The organism is Lentzea waywayandensis (assembly GCF_900115955.1).
Taxonomy (GTDB): Bacteria; Actinomycetota; Actinomycetes; order Mycobacteriales; family Pseudonocardiaceae; genus Lentzea; species Lentzea waywayandensis.
Genome location: NZ_FOYL01000009.1, coordinates 297,679 through 315,654, shown reverse-complemented (window position 1 = coordinate 315,654; position 17,976 = coordinate 297,679). Strand labels below are relative to the sequence as shown.

13 protein-coding genes and 1 pseudogene are annotated in these 17,976 nt (G+C 69.2%); 6 read left to right on the top strand and 8 right to left on the bottom strand.

Annotation, left to right across the window (positions count from 1 at the left end; genetic code table 11):
• Positions 1-108 precede the first annotated feature (108 nt).
• From BM417_RS31245 to BM417_RS31240, 3 genes and pseudogenes are all read left to right on the top strand, one after another.
• Complete coding sequence (locus tag BM417_RS31245) at positions 109-1,479, top strand: M14 family zinc carboxypeptidase (protein WP_093601940.1); 1,371 nt, start codon at positions 109-111, stop codon at positions 1,477-1,479.
• A 119-nt stretch (positions 1,480-1,598) separates the two neighbouring features.
• Positions 1,599-1,846: pseudogene (locus tag BM417_RS49375) on the top strand (response regulator transcription factor); the annotation flags it as partial.
• A gap of 38 nt (positions 1,847-1,884) precedes the next feature.
• Entirely contained in the window at positions 1,885-2,307 is a 423-nt protein-coding gene (locus tag BM417_RS31240; RefSeq protein WP_143138871.1) for a DUF6292 family protein, read from the top strand.
• Positions 2,308-2,373: 66 nt separating this feature from the next.
• On the opposite strand, the gene BM417_RS31235 is transcribed toward BM417_RS31240, so the two are convergent.
• Both BM417_RS31235 and BM417_RS31230 read right to left on the bottom strand, forming a co-directional pair.
• Positions 2,374-4,188: a ricin-type beta-trefoil lectin domain protein gene (locus BM417_RS31235; RefSeq protein ID WP_245822272.1), complete on the bottom strand. Its 1,815-nt coding sequence runs from the start codon at positions 4,186-4,188 to the stop codon at positions 2,374-2,376.
• 41 nt (positions 4,189-4,229) lie between these two features.
• The gene (locus BM417_RS31230) at positions 4,230-6,086 is read right to left on the bottom strand and encodes a discoidin domain-containing protein (protein WP_093601934.1); all 1,857 of its coding nucleotides are present in this window, start codon (positions 6,084-6,086) and stop codon (positions 4,230-4,232) included.
• A gap of 117 nt (positions 6,087-6,203) precedes the next feature.
• Here BM417_RS31230 and BM417_RS31225 point away from each other — a divergent pair, with 117 nt between their 5' ends.
• Positions 6,204-7,241 carry a LacI family DNA-binding transcriptional regulator gene (locus BM417_RS31225; protein ID WP_218164614.1) on the top strand — a complete coding sequence of 346 codons (1,038 nt, stop codon included), beginning with the start codon at positions 6,204-6,206 and terminating at the stop codon, positions 7,239-7,241.
• A 16-nt stretch (positions 7,242-7,257) separates the two neighbouring features.
• Here the strand turns inward: BM417_RS31225 and BM417_RS31220 are convergent, their stop codons facing one another.
• The 4 genes from BM417_RS31220 to BM417_RS31205 form a co-directional block, all read right to left on the bottom strand.
• The gene (locus BM417_RS31220; RefSeq protein WP_093601930.1) at positions 7,258-9,561 is read right to left on the bottom strand and encodes a glycoside hydrolase family 95 protein; all 2,304 of its coding nucleotides are present in this window, start codon (positions 9,559-9,561) and stop codon (positions 7,258-7,260) included.
• Positions 9,562-9,640: 79 nt separating this feature from the next.
• A complete protein-coding gene (locus BM417_RS31215) occupies positions 9,641-11,770 on the bottom strand; it encodes a glycoside hydrolase family 27 protein (protein WP_093601928.1) in 2,130 nt (709 codons plus the stop codon).
• Positions 11,771-12,185: 415 nt separating this feature from the next.
• The gene (locus tag BM417_RS31210) at positions 12,186-12,671 is read right to left on the bottom strand and encodes a universal stress protein (RefSeq protein WP_093601926.1); all 486 of its coding nucleotides are present in this window, start codon (positions 12,669-12,671) and stop codon (positions 12,186-12,188) included.
• 14 nt (positions 12,672-12,685) lie between these two features.
• Positions 12,686-14,209 carry an MDR family MFS transporter gene (locus BM417_RS31205; RefSeq protein WP_093602119.1) on the bottom strand — a complete coding sequence of 508 codons (1,524 nt, stop codon included), beginning with the start codon at positions 14,207-14,209 and terminating at the stop codon, positions 12,686-12,688.
• Positions 14,210-14,312: 103 nt separating this feature from the next.
• On the opposite strand from BM417_RS31205, the gene BM417_RS31200 reads away from it, so the two are divergent.
• A complete protein-coding gene (locus tag BM417_RS31200; protein ID WP_093601924.1) occupies positions 14,313-14,894 on the top strand; it encodes a TetR/AcrR family transcriptional regulator in 582 nt (193 codons plus the stop codon).
• On the opposite strand, the gene BM417_RS31195 is transcribed toward BM417_RS31200, so the two are convergent.
• Complete coding sequence (locus BM417_RS31195; protein WP_093601923.1) at positions 14,882-15,472, bottom strand: short chain dehydrogenase; 591 nt, start codon at positions 15,470-15,472, stop codon at positions 14,882-14,884. The two genes, BM417_RS31200 and BM417_RS31195, sit on opposite strands and share 13 nt — an antisense overlap.
• 69 nt (positions 15,473-15,541) lie before the next feature.
• Here BM417_RS31195 and BM417_RS31190 point away from each other — a divergent pair, with 69 nt between their 5' ends.
• Entirely contained in the window at positions 15,542-16,435 is an 894-nt protein-coding gene (locus BM417_RS31190; RefSeq protein WP_093601921.1) for a LysR family transcriptional regulator, read from the top strand.
• Here BM417_RS31190 and BM417_RS31185 read toward each other — a convergent pair.
• The gene (locus BM417_RS31185; protein WP_093602117.1) at positions 16,356-17,957 is read right to left on the bottom strand and encodes a PucR family transcriptional regulator; all 1,602 of its coding nucleotides are present in this window, start codon (positions 17,955-17,957) and stop codon (positions 16,356-16,358) included. The two genes, BM417_RS31190 and BM417_RS31185, sit on opposite strands and share 80 nt — an antisense overlap.
• Positions 17,958-17,976: the final 19 nt, after the last annotated feature.

Sequence of the window (17,976 nt, the reverse complement as noted above, 5' to 3'; positions counted from 1 at the left end):
GAAATGGTGGGCAAACAAGCGTGCCTGTGGAAGCGTTCTCCGGTGGATGCGTAGATCGCCATGTTCGCGATCAGCACTACTTATGGCTTCACAGGGGGTTTTCACACAATGAAGCAGCGAAGGCTGAGTCTCGCGCTGGCGGGTGCCGCCAGCGTGGCTTTCCTCGTCGGCACCTCGGTGGCGGCACCACCGGCACCGGTCGCGGTGCAGGAGGGCCCGACGTACGTCTACCGCGTTCCGGCCCCGCTCGGGCAGAAGGCGCAGGACCTGCTCGCACGGGGTTTCGACGTGCTGGAACAGCGTGACGGCGACGACCTGTTCGTGCTCGGGTCGAAGGACACGCACACCAGGCTGACCGCTGCCGGGTTCACCGGCGAGGTCGAGTCCGTGATGGCCCCGCCGTCCGCCACGCAGAAGACCCAGGGCCACGGCGTCAACGAGACCTACTACGGCGGCTATCGCACGGTCAAGGCGCACCACGCCCACCTCGACCGGGTGGCGCTCAGGTACGCGGGCCTCGCGACCGTGGTCGACTACGGCGACTCGTGGCGCAAGACCCAGGGCGCCGGCGGGTACGACCTCAAGGCCATCTGCATCACCAGGAAGAACCTCGGCGACTGCAAGCTGACGCCGAACACCCGCAAGCCGCGGATGTTCGTCTCGGCGCAGATCCACGCCCGCGAGATCACGACCGGTGACATGGCGTGGCGCTGGATCGACCACCTGACGCAGGGCTACGGCAAGGACGCCGAGGTCACGTCGCTGCTCGACACGACAGAGGTCTGGGTCGTGCCGATCGCGAACCCGGACGGCGTGCAGATCGTCCAGTCCGGCGGCGACTCGCCGAAGTTGCAGCGCAAGAACGGCAACTACACCAACGGTCCCCGGGAATGCCCGACGACCGAGGACCCGTACGCCCAGATCGGCGTCGACATCAACCGGAACTTCGACGCGCAGTGGGGCGACAACGGCACGTCGGCCGACCCGTGCCACCAGGTCTACCGCGGCCCGGCTCCTGACTCCGAGGTCGAGACGAAGGCGCTGGAGAAGCTCTTCCGCGCGCTCTTCCCGGACACGCGCGGTCCCGGGCTCAACGACCCGGCGGACCCGAAGACGCGCGGCATGGTGATCACCATGCACGCCGCCCTCAACGTCGTGCTGCTGCCGTGGGGCTACACCACCACGCCGTCGCCGAACGACGGTCCGCTGCGGGCGATGGCCAAGGACATGGCCCAGCTCGCGGGTCCCGACTGGCAGTACGGCCAGCCCGGTGAGCTGCTCTACACCGCGGGCGGGTCGATCGACGACTGGGTGTACGGCGAGCTCGGCGTCCCCCACTACACGTGGGAGATCGGCAACTGGGAGGGCTCGTGCACCGGGTTCCTGCCCGAGTACTCCTGTCAGGACGGGCACTGGGCGAAGGTCAAGCCGATGCTGACCTACGCGACCAAGAAGGCCGCAAACCCATACGGCAGCTGATTGTCCGACCGTTTCCGGGGTCTCTGCGGCAACGCCGGTCGAGACCCTGGAAACAGGTTTCCCGCGTTCCGGTATCTCCACCGTGGTCCGTGGTTCCATGGATTTGGGAACACGTGCAGGTCGGCGACCTGCTCAAGCGCGTGCAGCGGTTGCAACGCGAGGCGGTCGCTCCGCTCGGGGCGAACTGGGCGGGGCTGACGCAACGCGAGGTGGACGTGTTGCGGTTGAAGGCCGACGGCCTGGGACGACGGAGCTGTGCTACTCCGAACGCACGGTGAAGTACGTGATTCAGGGCGTGATGAGCCGGCTCAACCTCCGCAACCGCCTGCAGGCTGTGGTGTACGCCATGCGGGCGGGCGTGATCTGACCGGTTTCGCCGACACCCCGCCGGGGTATCCGCGCGACATGACCATGGAGTCCGAGATCGACTTCGACATCGACTTCGATGACGCGGTGGCCCGCGAGGTGCGGAGCTACGTCGGCGAGATCGTCACCGGCCTCGGACTGCGCGGCGACAGCTCGTGCATCGACGCGGAGCCGCTGACCGGTGCCTATGTCGCGCTGGACGGGCGTCTGCCCGACTTCCCCGGCCACTACGTAGCCCTGGTGTGGAACGAGCTGAGCGGCTGGTCGGTCGCGGCCGAGGACCGTCTGGGGGAACTCGTGGAGGTCGCGCGGCTGGGTGGCGGCCCGCGGCCCGCTCCCACCGAGGTGATCCGCTGGGTGGAGGGCCTGCTGCACAGGGAACAGACGCACAGGGAACAGACGCGGGGCAACCGCGACTTCACCGCCTTCGTGCCGGTGCAGCGCGGCTGCCTGCTGTCCTGACCTCAAGCGTTCCGCGGCGAGGAAAGGCCGGTGTCCGCAGTCTTCGGGCACCGGCCTTTCGATCACCTACGCGGGCACGGTCCACCGCTGGTTCGCCCCACCCGTGCAGGACCAGATCTGCAGCTTCGCGCCGTCGGCCGTGTTGTTGCCTATGACGTCGAGGCACTTGCCGCTGCCGACGTTCACCAGCGTTCCGTTGGAGGCGGTCCACCGTTGGTTCGGTCCGGCGAAGCAGTCCCACAACTGGACTGTGGCACCGTCCGCCGTGCCGTTGCCGGTCACGTCCAGGCACTTGCCCAGGCCGCGCACCGTGCCGTCGGTGCCCAGGGTCCACGTCTGGTTCGGGCCGCCGAAGCAGGACCACAGCTGCGGCAGGGTGCCGTTCGTGGTCGAGCCGTTCGTGACGTCGAGGCACTTGCCGCCCAGGCCCGTGATGGCGCCGGTGCGGCCGCCGGGCTGGCCAGGGTCGAGCGTGCCGGGCCAGGTGAACGTCGCCATCGCGCCGGCCGGGAGGGTGTAGCCGAACGTCTGGCCGGCGTAGGAGACGCGGAAGTTCTGCTGGCCGCCCGAGTTCAGCGCGACGAGTACGATCTGGCCGTTCGGGTTGCGGAACGCGACGTTCTGGACGCCGCCTTCGCCGAAGCCGGTCGAGTCGATGCGGACGGCGCCGGGCTGCACGAACTTCGAGAGGTGACCGAGAACGTAGTACTCGGCGTTGTACGTGACGTTGCCGCCGCTGGTCGTGACGACGCCGGTGCAGTTGGTGCAGCTGCCGATCACCGGGCCGTTGTTCTGGTCCAGAGCCATGTTCCAGATCGCGACGCTGCGCGCGTGGTTGCGCGTGGCGCCGATCGCCAGGTTGATGCCCTGCCAGCGCAACGTGTCGCGGAACGTCGCCGCGTCGTTCGCCGACTTCGTGCCGGAGCACTCGGTGAAGAAGATGTCCTTGCCGGGCTGGTTGTTCTTCACGACGGACTGGCCGCTCGGGCTGCCGCCGTAGCAGTGCCACGCGGAGCCGATCACGTTGTTGCCCGCGCCGTTGTTCACGGTCTGCGGGTAGGTCGTGTCGTCCCAGTTGTGGTCGTAGCCGAGCAGACGCGCCTGTTCGCCGGCCGCGCGCAGCTTCGGCACCAGGGTGTTGATGACGTTGACCTGCTGCTGCGCCGACATCCTCATGCCGGGGTAGCCCGGCGGTTCGAAGTTCGGCTCGTTCTGCACGCTCAGGTAGTCGATCGGGATGCCCGCTGCCTTGTACGCCTGCGCGAACTTGACCAGGTAGTCGGCGTAGACACCGATCCGGCTGTCGTTGAGCTGGCCCTGGATGAGGCTGTTGTTGTTCTTCATCCACGCCGGCGCGCTCCACGGCGTCGCCATCACGGCGACCTGCGGGTTGAGCTGCTTGGCCTGTTGCAGCAGCGGCAGGATGTAGGCGTTGTCGTGTGCGGTGGAGAACCGCGACAGCGTCGGGTCCGCCGCGCCGTCGTTGTAGGTGTAGAAGTTCCGCGAGAAGTCGGACGCGCCGATCGGCTGGCGGATGAAGCTCATGCCGATGCCGGTGCTCTTGTCGAACAGGTTGTTCATGATCTCGTTGCGGCGCGGCGAGTTGAAGATGTTCCACGCCGCCGCGTCCGTGAACGACGCGCCGAAGCCCACCATCGACTGGTAGGTGGAGTTCGGGTTCACGGTGATCGTCGACCCGGTGCCACCCGAGCCGAACGTCACGTCCGCCTGTTTGGTCAGTGCGTTCGCCTTGTCGCCGGTGGTCAGCCACACGCTCGCGTTGGTCGCCGCGCTGGCGGAGGGGGAGACCAGCGTGCTTCCCGCCGTGACCACGGCGGCCGCGATCGTCATGCCGCGCCACCGTTTTGTCGTCTTTGACATTCAGCGCTCCTTGCAGGGTTTGGGCGCCCGACAGCAGTTGTTCAGTTGTACAAACGGAAATCGGCGATGCTCCACCAGTTGCCCGCGGCACCGGTGGACGTGATGCGGAGGTAGCGCGCGCTCGTGCGGCGGACGTCGATGTTGGTCAGCTGACCGACGCCCTCGCCGGACGCGATCCTGCGCCAGGACGTGCCGTCGTTGCTGACCGAGAGCTCCCAGTTCCGGGCGTAGTCACCGAGGTTGCCGCCGGAGTCGACCGCGACGCGGCGGAAGTCCTTGCGGCGTCCCAGATCGACCTGGAGGAAGTGGCCGGGAGCCTGGGCGCCGCCGTTGGACCAGCGGGTCGACGCGTCGTCGTCGATCGCGAGCGCGCCGTCAGGAGACGCGGTGGCGCCGGTCAGCGGCACGAGATCGAGCTTGCCGCGGTGCCGGCTGGTCCAGGTGAACGTCGCCAGCGCGCCGCCGGGCAGGGTGTACTCGAAGGTCCGGTCGCCGACGTTGACCGCGAACGAGCGCGGGTCGTCGTTCTCGTTGTGCACCACCAGAGCCGTGGAACCGTCCGGGTTGCGGAACGCGGCGTCCATGATCTGGCCGTTCCAGCCGGTCGTGCCGAACGACGTGCTGGCGATCCTGCGCGCGCCGGGTTTCACGAACTTCGAGAGGTGGCCGATCGTGTAGTACTCGGCGTCGGTGACCACCGAACCGTCCGGCTGCACGGTGACGAGACCGGTGCAGGTGCCGCAGCCGCCGTTGTGCGGGCCGCCGGTGCTGTCCAGCGCGATGTTCCAGTTGACGGCGCTGCGCGCCCAGTTGCGGGTGGTGCCGAGGACGACGTTGCGGGCGTGCCAGCGCAGGGTGTCGCTGAAGACCTTGGCGGGCGGATCGGTGGCCCCCTTGGAACCCGAGCACTCGGTGAACCAGATCCCCTTGTCCGGGAAGGCGTTGCGCAACGCCGTCTGCGCGCTCGGGTCACCGTAGTAGCAGTGGTACGCCGTGCCCGCGAGCCACTTCGCGGCCTTGCTGTTCAGGATCTGGTACGGGTAGTCGGCCTCCGCCGTGCCGTCGTTGGGGTGCGTGGCCCAGTTGTGGTCGTAGCCCAGGATCTTGGTGCGCGGGCTGGTCGTCCTGAGCTTCGGGCCGAGCGCCTCGATCACCTTGATCTGCGCCGCGACCGGCATGTCCGTGCCGGGGTAGGCGTCCGGCTTGCGGTTCTGCGGCTCGTTCTGCACGGACAGGAAGTCGACCGGCACACCTGCCTTCGCGTACGCCTGCACGAACTTCACGAGGTAACGCGCGTAGGCGTCGTAGACCTCCGGGTCGTCCTTGAGCTTGCCGCCGACGAGCGAGTCGTTGTCCTTCATCCACGCCGGCGGGCTCCACGGCGTGGCCATGATCTTCAGGCGCGGGTTGAGTCGCTTCGCCTCGCGCAGCAACGGAAGGATCTTCGCCTCGTCGTGCCGGACGCTGAAGTTCCTGAGCGGGAAGTCGGTCTGTCCGGCTGGCACGTCGTCGTAGGTGTAGTGCTCCCGCGCCGCCGTGAAGTCGGACGAGCCGACCGGCTGGCGCAGGAAGCTGACGCCGATACCGCTCGTGGGGTCGAAGAGCTTGCGCATGGTGTCGGCGCGGGCGGCAGGGGTCAGGCCCGCGAGCACCTCGGCGGAGGAGTCGGTGATCGAGGCCCCGAAGCCGTCGATCTCCTGGTAGCGGCGGTCGGGGTCGACCACGATCGTCGGGTGCGCCGACTCGCTGGTGCCGAACGTGACGCGCGGCCGTTCGTGCATCAGTTCCGCGCGGTCGGGGGTGGTCACCCACACCCGGACCTGTGGTGCGCTGGAAGCTTCGGCGGTCGGCACGGCGGTGAGTCCGACCACCAGGGCCACGATCGCAGTTGTTCTCATTGCCGTCCTAACGACGTGTAACAAGACTTCATCACTGTGAAACACCGGCTTTCCAGGATGAAACACCGGGGTGTTGCCATCGTCAATGGTCTGGACGAGTTCCGGTACAGTGACCTGGTGGAACGCAAGATCGAGAACGTGAAACAACGCGCGAGCCTGCGGGACATCGCGGCGGAGACCGGCGTCTCGATCGCGACCGTCTCCCGCGTGCTCAACGACCACGTCAACGTGGCCCAGCGGACCCGTGACCTGGTCCTCCAGGCGGTCGAACGGCGCAAGCAGGACGTCACCCCGCACCGCACTCGCACGGTCTACGTCCGCTGCCCGTACGTGCTCACCGACTACTTCGGCCTGATCGTCTCCTCGATCGCGGATGCGTTGAAGCTGCACGGCCTGCGCATGCTGCTGGACGCGGGGGAGTCAGGTCAGGGTTCCGACGCGTTGCGCCGTCTGACCGCTCAGGCGGACGTCGACGCCGCGATCCTCATCCTGCCCCCGGAGGAGGGCGAGGAACTGGTCGCGTTGTCCCAGGCCGGATACCCGTTCGTCGTGGTCGACCCGCGCGTCCTGCCGCTGCCCGACATCGCCTCCGTGTCGGCCGCCCACTTCTCGGGCGCGCGGGCCGTGGCGGACCACCTCATCGGGCTCGGGCACCGCGACATCGCCGTGATCGCCGGGCCGGAGGAGTGGCTCGCGGGCGACGCGCGCCTGGCCGGCCACCGCGCGTCCCTCGCCAAGGCGGGCGTGCTGCTCACGCCGGACCGCTTGCGGCACGTGGAACCCACCACCGCGCACGGCAAACACGCGGCGGCGGAGTTGCTTTCGCTCGAGCCCCGTCCCACCGCGATCGTCTGCTTCAACGACAAGGTCGCCGTCGGCACGTTGCAGGCCGCGCGGGAACGGGGCCTGCGCGTGCCGGAAGACCTGTCGGTGGCCGGGTTCGACGACATCGACCTGGCCGAGGCGACCGACCCGCGGCTGACGACCGTGCGGCAACCGTTGCAGGAGATGGGAAGCATCGCCGTCACGCAGCTGATGCGGATGCTGGACGGGCACGAACCCGAGGCGTTGCACATAGAGCTGGCGACCACGCTGGTGGTGCGGGACTCGACCGCCGGGGTTCGTGGTCACCAGCCGCTCTCAGGCAGCTGGTGACCACGAACCTGCGGTATCAAGGGCGAAGCGTCACCGACTGCCCCTTGCGCAGGCTGATCCTCTTCTTCCACGTGCCGAAGCGCACCTCGGTCTCGGTGCCGCCGACGCTGCGGACAGTCACGCTGGTGACCTTGCCGTCCTTCCACGCCAGGTCGACGGAGAAGCCGCCGCGGGCACCGATTCCGGTCACCGAGCCGGTCTTCCACGCCGACGGCAGCGCGGGGAGCAGTTCGATCACGCCCGGCCGCGCGTACAGCAGCATCTCCAGCATGGCCGCCGGGGCGCCGAGGTTCGCGTCGATCTGGAAGATCGAACGATCGCCGAAGCTGTACATGTCGAAGAAGTTCGGCGCCGTGCCGTTCGCGTAGTCGATCGACGGGCGGATCACCTTCTGCACCAGCTCGTACGCCCTGTTCGCGTCCTTGAGCCGCGCCCAGCACGCCGCCCGCCACGCGAGGCCCCAGCCGAAGCTCTCCATGCCGCGGGTGATCAGGTGCTGCTTCACACCCTCGATCAGCGCGGCGGGGGAGTCGTCGCGGTTGATGCGGTCACCGGGGAAGAAACCGACGAGCGGCGACAGGTGCCGGTGCGTGGTCTCGCCGAGGTCGTCCGGCGACATCCACTCCTGGAGCATGCCGGTCTTCGGACTGACGACCGGCAGGTACAGCCGGTCCCGCAGCCCCGACATCCTGCGGCCGTACGCCTGGTCGCGGCGCAGCACATCCGTTGCGATGCGGTACTTGCCGAACAGGTGGTGCACCAGTTCCTGGTTGTAGGTGTTGCCGCGGGTGTCCTGCGGACCGTGCTCGGGCGACCAGTCGTGGTCGTCGACCAGACCCTGCGGCGTCTCGACCAGGCGTGCTTCCCAGAACTCGCAGGCGCCCTTGAGCAACGGGTAGATCTTGGCCAGGTAGTCGCGGTCGAGCGTGTACTCGTAGTGCTCGAACAACGACATGCACAGCCACGCGTTGCCACCGGGGTGCCACCACCAGCCGCTGCCGCCGTAGATGTTGGTGGAGAAGGCGACCGCCCACCCGGCCACGCGGTTGTTGGTGTTGCGGAACCGGTTGCGCTCGTCCTGGTACACCGACTGCGTGGTGTTCGTCCACGCCGGCAGCTGTGCCACGCAGTAGTTCGCGAGCGCGTCGAACGTGTCCGACAACGCGGCCCGGTCCGCGAGCCAGTAGTTCATCTGGATGTTGATGTCGGTGTGGTAGTCGCTGTACCAGTCGGGGTTGTTGTTCGACAGCCACAGGCCCTGAAGGTTGATCGGCAGGTTGTCGCGTGACCCCGTGATGGCGAGGTAGCGGCCGAACTGGAGGTAGCTCGCCTCCAGCTCCGGGTCGGGCATGGCGCTCGAAGCCCTTGCCTGCAAACGGGTCCACGTGTCCATCGCGCGCTGGGCGTCGGTGGAACGGCCGAGGTCGACCTTCTGCCGGTCGTACTTCCTGCGGTAGTCCGCGACGTGCGTGCGCAGCAGGGCGTCGGCCTTGGCGCGTACCGCCGCCTTCTCCAGCGCGAGCCTGGCGGGTTCGACCAGCGGGTCCATGAAGCCGGGCGACGCGTCCGGGACGTAGTTCGTGCCACCGGAGAACACGATCACCAGGTCCGAGCAGCCGGTGAACGACAGGTTCGCGCCGTCCACTTCGACCGTTCCATCAGGACTGAACGCCGTCACGACACCGCTGTACGCCAGCTTGTTCGGCAACGAGCCGGTGAAGACGGCCGCGGTGTGCGGCGCGTCGCCGACGGTCGGTTCGCCGTGGGCGCCGGTGAGCGTGACGGTGCCGGACTGGTTCGGGCCGACGAGCCGGACGATCACCACGTCGTCCGGATGGCTGGAGAAGATCTCGCGCCGGTACTGCTTGCCGCCGTGCGTGTACTTCGTGGTGACCAGGCCGTTGCTCAGGTCGAGCTCGCGGCGGTAGCCGGTGGCGCCCGCGTGACCCGGCATCTCGACGTAGAGCTTGGCCAGCATCGAGAACGTGCCGAAGTGCGTGTAGTCGTAAGGAAGTTGGCCGTCGCCTTCGAGGGCGTCGTTGAGCTCGCCGGTCCACAGCGTGACGTCGGTCAGGTACAGGAAGTCCTTCTCGACGCCACCGCCGACGAGCGCGCCGAGGCGGCCGTTGCCGATCGGCAGACCCTGCTCGATGATCTTCGCCTCGTCGGCGGGAGCGGGGTACCAGAGGGTCGTCGGGTTGGCGGCGAGCGGGTTGCCCGCCGGCCGTTCGGGGGCGGCGTGGGAGGTGAAGGTGGGCAGGATCATGGCGCCCAGTCCCAACGCGCCGGTGGCCTTCAGGAAGTTGCGGCGTGAGGTCATCGGTGGGCTCCGTGGAAGTGCGCGGTGGCCTTGGAGAAGGCGCGACGAATCTTCATCGTGTGCTCCTGGGAGGGGCTGGTCAGGGGGCCGTCAGGCTGGACACGTGCACGGCGTTGTCCGGACCGCGCACGGCGACCCAGGTCGATCCGTTCGCACCGGGCGCTCCACCGACCGCGCCGGTGAGCGCGTTGCTGACGAACTGGTCGCGCTTGAACCACCAGGTGCCCGCGCCGCCGACGAGGTCCTGCTGCCACAGCGTGTAGTCGCTGCCGCGGACGAAGACGTTGACGCGATCACCGTTGGCGACCGCCGTCGGGCTGCCGCTGATCACGCCACCCAGCGAGGTCCACGCGGACCAGCCGTTCGCGGTGCGCCTGCGGTACCAGGCGGAGTCGTCCTGCAGCCGGACCGTGACGAACGTGCCGGCCGCGACCGTTGCGGCAGAAGGCCTGCCGTAGATCTGCTGGTTGCCAGGAGAACCGACCGAGTTCCAGGTGCTGTTGTTCCTGTCGCGCGTCCACACGCGACCGTCGGCGCCGCGACCGAACAGGCTCCAGCTGTCCGGCCCGGTGAACGCCACCGACACGGAGTCGGTCAGCGTGCCGCCGAGCGAGGTCCAGTTGCCCCACTTGCCGTTCGCGAAAGTCCGTTGGTAGGCGACGTTGTCGGTGCCGCGGACGAAGAGGTCGATGCGACCGTCCGGGCTCGCGAACGCCGACGGCTGGCCGAGGACCTGGCCGTTCTTCGGCCCACCGATCACGACCCAGTTGCGCCACTCGCCATCGACCATCGAGCGCTGCGTGAGGCGGCCGGCCTTGTCGCGTGCGAACGTCGCCATGTTCTTGTCGTCCCAGCGGATCAGCGCCGGGCTGGCCGAGGTCTCCCCGCCAACGTCGGTGCCGGGAACGGCCGTTTCGCCGCGCAGCTTCAGGAACGCCGTGCCGTGCGCGGGAACCGTGACGGTGTAGGTGCCGGTCGCCGTGCCGCGGTCGGAGCGGGCACGCAGGTCGCGGATGGCGACGGTGCCCTTGAGGCCGGTGTCGGCGAGGTTGACCGTGAACTCGGCGGCCTGGTCGTTGCGGTTGAGCACCGCGACGGCCCGCTCACCCTTGCCGGACAACACCTTGCTGTAGACGTCGACGTTGTTCGAGCCAGCGATCCTGACGCCCTGGATGGCCAGCGGGTCCTGGTCGACCGCGATGATCTCGGGGTTCTTCAGCGTCTCGATCATCGACGGCGGCAGCGTGCGCGGGTCCGACCCGATGATCAGCGGCGAGGCCATCACCGACCACATGACGAGCTGCGAGGTCGACTCCTCCTCGTTGAGCTCGTACGTGCCCTGCTCCGTCTTGCGCATCGGGATCAGGTAGTCCGGGTCGTTGTAGTGACCGGGACCCTGCGCGCCGGGCCGGTAGAGGTTGCGGTCCATGTTGCGCAGCACGTCCCGCCAGATGCCCTCGTACGGCGTGCCGAACGCGACGTCCGTGCTGGTGCGCCACGAGTCGCCGACGCGCGGCCCGTACGTGTAGGCCACGTACGCGGTCTGGTCCCAGCGGTGCGGCACGCCCCACTCGTCGGTGACGGGGTTGCAGAGGTTGAGGATCATCTTGCGCCCGGCCTTCTGCACCGCCGCGGAGAACTGCGTGAAGGCGACGGCCGGGTCCATGTTCTGCGCGATGCCGCACAGGAAGTCGATCTTGACGGCGTCGAACTTCCACCCGGCGAACTGTTTCGCGTCCGCCTCGTAGTACCCGCCACCGCTGCCGGCGGCGCAGTTCTTGCCGTCCCACGCCCCGGCGTCGGTGTAGATGCCCGCCTTCAAACCCTTGGCGTGCAACGTGTCCACCAACTTGGTGAACCCGGACGGGAACCGCGCGGGATCGGGCACGAGCGCACCCTTGCCGTCCCGCGGCGGGCTCGCGTTCCACCCGCCGTCGATCCAGACGATGGTGTAGCCGGCCTTCGCGAGGCCGCTGCTGACGAGGTGGTCAGCCACCCCGAGCACCTTCTCCTCCGACGCCGCGCCAACGGCGAAGTAGGAGTTCCACCCCATGTACGGAGTGCGTGCGATGCCCGAGTCGTAGTAGGTGGGCGCGCCTTGGTCGACACCCGCGTGTTCTACCGGGGTGGACGGTGCGGCGGCGGCAACCGCTGTGGGTGCCAGCAGCGCCAGGGCGATGGTGGCCACGGACAGCAGGGTTCTCGGCATACCCGTACCTCTCGTCGTCGAGTGGCCAAAGCATGCTTCGGTCACCCGATCGCGTCAAGAATAAATACTAAATTAAGTTTAGAAATCCCTGCGCCCGGACGTACGGTAGCAGTGCTCCGACCTATGGCAACCTTCTGTGGCCGATCTGGTGGCGGACCTGTCCGAAGTGGCCGAGGTCCTCGGAGGTATGCGCTCCCACGCGGTGCATCGCAACGTTGCCGCGGTGTTGCCGATAGATCGGGTGAAGGTGCTGGGCGGAGGCCGCCGGGCGAGGTCGTGGCACTGGCGGAGGGCTGCTCCTCGCGTCGGTCACGGGCTCGGCGCTGCCTTGAGCCTGAAGGCGGAGGCCCGGTACGGGAGCTGTTCCGGCGGCTTCAGTGACTCCTCGGCCGGCTGTCCGGGAGATCTGCCCTGATCAGGGCACCACGAGGACCGGCCAGTGCCCCAGCTTGATCAGCCGCGTCGCCACCGACCCCGCGAACCGGTGCCCCGCCTGCCGCGACGCCCCGACGATCACCATGTCGGCCTGGCACTGGTCCGCCGAGTCGCGCAGCACCGTGCACGGGTCGCCGAACGCCTTGACGAACGTCACCGGCACGTCGAGCTCCTCGGCGGACGACCGGACCTGGTCGCTCAGTTCGGCGTGCAGCCGGGCCGTCGCCTCGTGTTCGAAGACCGAGGCGACGGCGGGGCTCAGTGCCGCCAGGGAGGAGTGGCACGCCACAAAGGTGACGACCAGTCGTGCTCCCTGGCGGCGGGCCAGGCCGAACGCGGACGCTGTCGCGCGCATCGCGGTGTCGGAGCCGTCTGTGCCGACCAGGATGGTCCGGGACGACGGCAGGGGAGCGGGTCCGAAGGAGTCCACTGTGGACTCGAAGGCGTTGTTCCGGCCGGCGCTCATGGTTCCCCCTCGGCTTATCGCGCGACCGCTGAGTCTGCTTCCTTCTTCTCGAGATCGATCGTCGTGCGCAACGTGATCGGCTTGAGCAGCAGTGCCGCGATGATGCCGACGACGCCTACCGCGGCGGAGATCAGGAAGATGTGTGCCGTCGCGTCGCCGTAGACGGTGTGCACGATCGTCTGGACCTCGGGCGGCAGCGCGGAGAGGTTCAACGCGCTGGTGCTGCGGGTCGACTGGCCCGGTGGCACGTGCAGTGCGGCGGAGAGGTCGGCGGTCACGCGGTTGGCGAGGACCGCGCCGAGCACCGAGACGCCGATGGTGCCGCCCAGCGAGCGGAAGAACGTCACGGACGCGCTGGCGGCGCCCAGTTCGCTCAGCGGGACGCTGTTCTGCACTGCCAGCACGAGGTTCTGCATCGTCATGCCGACGCCGATGCCCACGACGGCCATCGCGATGCCGACGATCCACAGTGCGGTGGCGTGGTCGACGAAGCCCAGGCCGAGGAAGCCCAGCACCAGGATGATCGTGCCCGAGACGATGTAGGGCTTGATCCTGCCGGTGCGGCTGATCATGCGGCCGGAGATCGTGGACGACACCAGCACGCCCGCCATCAGCGGGATGGTCAGCAGGCCCGCCTCCGTCGGCGAGTAGCCGCGGCCGATCTGGAAGTACTGGCCGAGGAACACGGCGCCGCCGAACATCGCCATGCCCACCGAGAGGCTCGCGATGATCGCCAGGGCCGGGGTGCGCTGGACCACGATGTGCAGTGGCACAACGGGTTCCTCGACGCGCAGTTCGACCGCGACCGCCGCGCCGAGCAGCACGAGGCCGGCGGCGACCATGGCTCCGGTCTGCCACGACAGCCAGTCGAACGAGTTGCCGACGAATGAGACCCAGATCAGCAGCACGCTCACGCCCGCCGCGATCAGCGTCGCGCCGAGGTAGTCGATCTTCACGTTCTCGCGGCGCACGGTCTCCAGCTTCAGCGTCGCCTGGAGCACGACGAACGCCAGCGCGGCGATCGGCACGGCGACCCAGAAGCACCAGCGCCAGCCGAGCCACGACACGTCGACGATCAGGCCGCCGAGCAGCGGGCCGCCGACGGTGGCAACGGCCATGACCGCGCCGAGGTAGCCGTTGTAGCGGCCGCGTTCGCGTGGCGGGATGATCGCGGCGATCACGACCTGCACCAGCGCCTGCAGGCCGCCGACGCCGAGGCCCTGGAACGCGCGGGCGGCGATGAGCTGGCCGGTGTCCTGGGCGAAGCCCGCGAGCAGCGAGCCGACCACGAAGATCACGATCGCGGCCTGGACCAGCGTCTTCTTGTTGAACAGGTCGGCGAGCCTGCCCCAGAGCGGGGTGGTGGCCGTCGCCGTGAGCAGGGTGGCCGTGACCACCCAGGTGTACTGCGTCTGCGTGCCGTTCAGTGAGCCGATGATCCGCGGCAGCGCGGTGGACACCACCGTGGAGCTGACCATGGCCACGAACAGCGCGAGCAGCAGTCCGGACAGCGACTCCAGCACCTGCCGGTGCCCCATCGCCTGAGTCTCGATCTTCACATCCCGCCCCTTCGTCCCCGTAATTCTTGCGCGTTGTGCAAATTTGCGCAACGAGCAACTTGCACCCGCTACGCTGAACGCCATGGAGACCCTCACCACGCGGCGCGAGCACAAGAAGGCCGAGACCAGACGGTCGCTGGCCGGGGCGGCGTTGCGGCTGGCGATGGAGCACGGCCTCGACGGGGTGACGGTCGAGGACATCGCGGACGCGGCGGGGGTCTCGCGCAGGACGTTCTCCAACTACTTCGCCAGCAAGGAAGAGGCTGTTCTCGACTCTGACCGCGAGCGGTTCAGGGCGCTGGTCTCGCTGGTCGAGGCGAGGCCGGAGCACGAGGGGGCCTGGCAGGCCCTGCGCGCGTCGACCGCGGAGCTCTACCGCGACCGGCCCCTCCCGGACGTCGAGTGGATGGCCCAGCTGCGGCTGCTGCGCCGGCATCCGTCACTGATCGCACGCCAAGCAGGCGACCAGGTCGCGCTCGAACGCGACCTGACCGCCGTTCTGGTCCTTCGTGAGCCGGACGAGGAGATCGCCCGGCTGATGGCGGCGACGTTCCTCGCCACGATCCGCACCGGCATCGCGCTGTGGCTGGAGGGCGCGGGCGAACAGCGGCTGCCCGAACTCGTGGACCGGCTGCTCGGTCGCGTTGCGGTTCAGAGCACGTAGACCTGCCCGGTCTGCCGTCCCTCGATCGAACGGACGTACGCCTGCGCCACGTCAGCCACCGACACGGGCTTCATGCCGGGGAAGTAGTCGCCGTAGGCGTCGAGAGCCTCGGTGAAGACGGTCGGGCTGACGGCGTTGATGCGCTGCGGCGCGATCTCGATGGCGGCGGCCCGCACGAACGCTTCCACCGCGCCGTTGACCAGCGAGGCCGCCGCGCCCGTGACGATCGGTTCGCGCGCCAGCACGCCGGTGATCAGCGTGAACGACTCGGTGACGTGCGCGAGCCCCTCGCGGACCAGCGCGACCTGGGACAGCACCTTGCCGGTCAGCCCGGCCTGGTAGTCCTCGATCGTCAGCTCGCCGAACGGCTTGAACGGCACGTGCCCGGCGGCCGACGCGACGGCGTCCACCTGCCCCACGGTCTGGTAGAGATCGGCCACCTGGGCCGGGTCGGTCACGTCGTACTGAAGGTCGCCCCCGGTGCGGGAGACGGTCACGACGTCGTGCTTGCGTTCGACGAGCACCTGGTGCACCGCGCTACCCAGGGTGCCGGTCGCTCCAACGAGCAGAATCCTCATGCCCTCGACGCTAGGGCCGCTCCGAGCGCGAGTGAAATGCCGTTCGTGCAGCACTTATGATCGGTGGTTATGAATGTCGAGCTGCGTCACCTGCGAGCGCTCGCCGCGATCGGCGACCACCGTTCGATCACCGCCGCCGCGCAGGCGTTGCACGTCACGCAGCCCGCTCTCTCGCGCACGCTCGACCAGTTCGAACGGCGTCTGGGCGTGCGCCTGGTGGAACGCACGACCCGTCACGTCGCACTGACCGAGCCCGGCCAACGGCTGTGGGAGCACAGCCACCGCATCCTCACCTCGCTGGACTCGGCGCTGGCCGAGGCCGTGCGACCCCAGCCGCTCAGGCTCACCTTCGCCTGGGCCGCGCTCGGCGAGTACACCATCCCGTTCCTGCGGGAGTGGCGCGCCGAGCACCCGGACGTGCTCGTGCACATCCGCCGCTCCGACGACCCGGAGGCGGCGCTGCGGCGAGGCGAGGCGGACGTGGCCGTCCTGCGCACCGAACCGGCCGACGCGGACATCGACCACGTGGCGTTGCTGGAGGAACCCCGCGTCGCGGCCGTCGCGGACGACCACCCGCTCGCCACCCGGGACGCCCTGCTGCTCGCCGACCTGACCGGCGAATGCGTCGCGGTGTGCGAGACGGCGGCGACGACCGGCGCCGATCTCTGGCCGTCCGGAGCGCGCCCGCGCACGGTGGACGTGCCCGGTGTGGTCGAGTGGCTCACGTCGATCGCGACCGGCGCGACGGTCGGGGTCACGGCGGCCGGCAGCAGCCACCACAACCCGCATCCCGGCGTCACCTACCTGCCGCTGGCCGACGCCGAACCGATCACCGTGCGCCTGGCGTGGCCGTCACCGGCGGCGCACCCGTCGACCGAGGAGTTCATCGCACTGGCGCGGCGCCATCTGGCCGCCACAGCCGAAGCTGAAGCATCGCCGCGAACCGCGCGTCCGGATCGCTGAGGTCGATCTCCCCGACCTCCGACAACCGCCGCAGCCGATACCGGAACGTGTTGGGGTGCACGAAAACAGCGGCCGAGGCGGTGGCGACGTCACCGAAGGCGTCGAGCCACGCGCCGAGCGTCTCCACGAGGTTGCCGCTGTGCTTGCGGTCGTACGCGATCAACCGCGCGACCGGCCCGGTCAGCGTGTCCCCGCGTTCGGCGATCAGGTCCGACAGCTCCAGCAGCAACCCCTCACTGTGCACATCGGACACTCGCGCCACCGCGAGCGAGGCGCGCCCGGCCCGCAGCACCCGCAGCACGAGGTCGGCACCGGCCCGGGAACGGGACAGCGTGAGGCCGTCGGACACCTCGCCGACGCCCACCAGCACCTGGTGCCCGATGCGGTTGCGGAAGTCCGTGGCGATCCGCAGCGCCCGGTCCTCCGACTCGGCGGGCAGGATCGCGTAGGCGACGTCGCCGATCAACGCGGCCGCGGCGCGCGGGTGCACGGCCGTCAGGTGCATCGCGAGCGCGTCGGCCACCTGCTGGCGTTCGGCCAGCAGCCGGGCGTGCGCGGCCGGGTCGTCGCCGTGCGTGTGGGCCAGCGCCAACGCCAGCACCACGCACGCCTGGTCGGCCAGCCCGAGCCGGCGCACCGCCTCCGCCGCGCCCTGACCTCCCTCGACGGCGGTCGAGACCAGGTCAGCGCGCAACCGGCGTTCGACATCGGCGCCCGCGCGCTGGCGCATCATGTGCAACGCCACGAGCTTGGCCGCGTCGCCGAACGCGGCGGAACTGTCCGGGGACAGCGGCCCGCGGACGGCGGCCCAGATCGAGCCGAGGAACTCGTCGCCCGCGCGCACCGCCACGGCGAGGCGCGGCAGGCACAGCGAGCCGTCGTCGGCGGGCAGGCCCTCGATGTAGACGGCCTGGTCGCTGCGGTAGAGCCGCTGGAACACCCCGCGCGCCTCCAGCATCCGCGTGTAGCGCGCCGGGACCTTCCTGCCCAGGATCGTCTCGACGCGTGACGAGTCGGCCTCGTCCTGGCGCCCCGAGAACGCGAGCACGCGCGAGCTGCGGTCCTCGATCGTCACCGGGGCGCTGATCAGCGACGCCACCGCGTTGGCCAGGGCGAACAGGTCCCCGGCCGGCACGCCGCCGAGCGTTTCGGACGGGTCGACCTCGCCCTCGGCCAGCAGCGACCGCAGCATCGCCGCGAGCTGCGTCCACGACGCGCCGGGCGCCAGGCCGAGCAGCACCACGCCCGAGCGGTCCACGGCCGCGGCCAGCGAGTCGGTGACCACGACGGGGCCGCGCACGACCAGCGCCGCGGCCCCGTCCAGCAGACCGAGGATCTCCGCCGGGTCCCGCACGCCGACGCCCAGCACCAGCGCGGACGGCGGCAGCGCCTGGTCGTCGTCGGGGTCGTGGATCACCACCCCGCCGATGTCCTTGGCACGGCTCGGATCACCACGCACGAGGTCGATCAGCGTGGTGCCGAGGTCGTCCAGCACGCGGGCGAGGCCTGTTCGCGGACTCATGTCCACCACCCTGCCAACC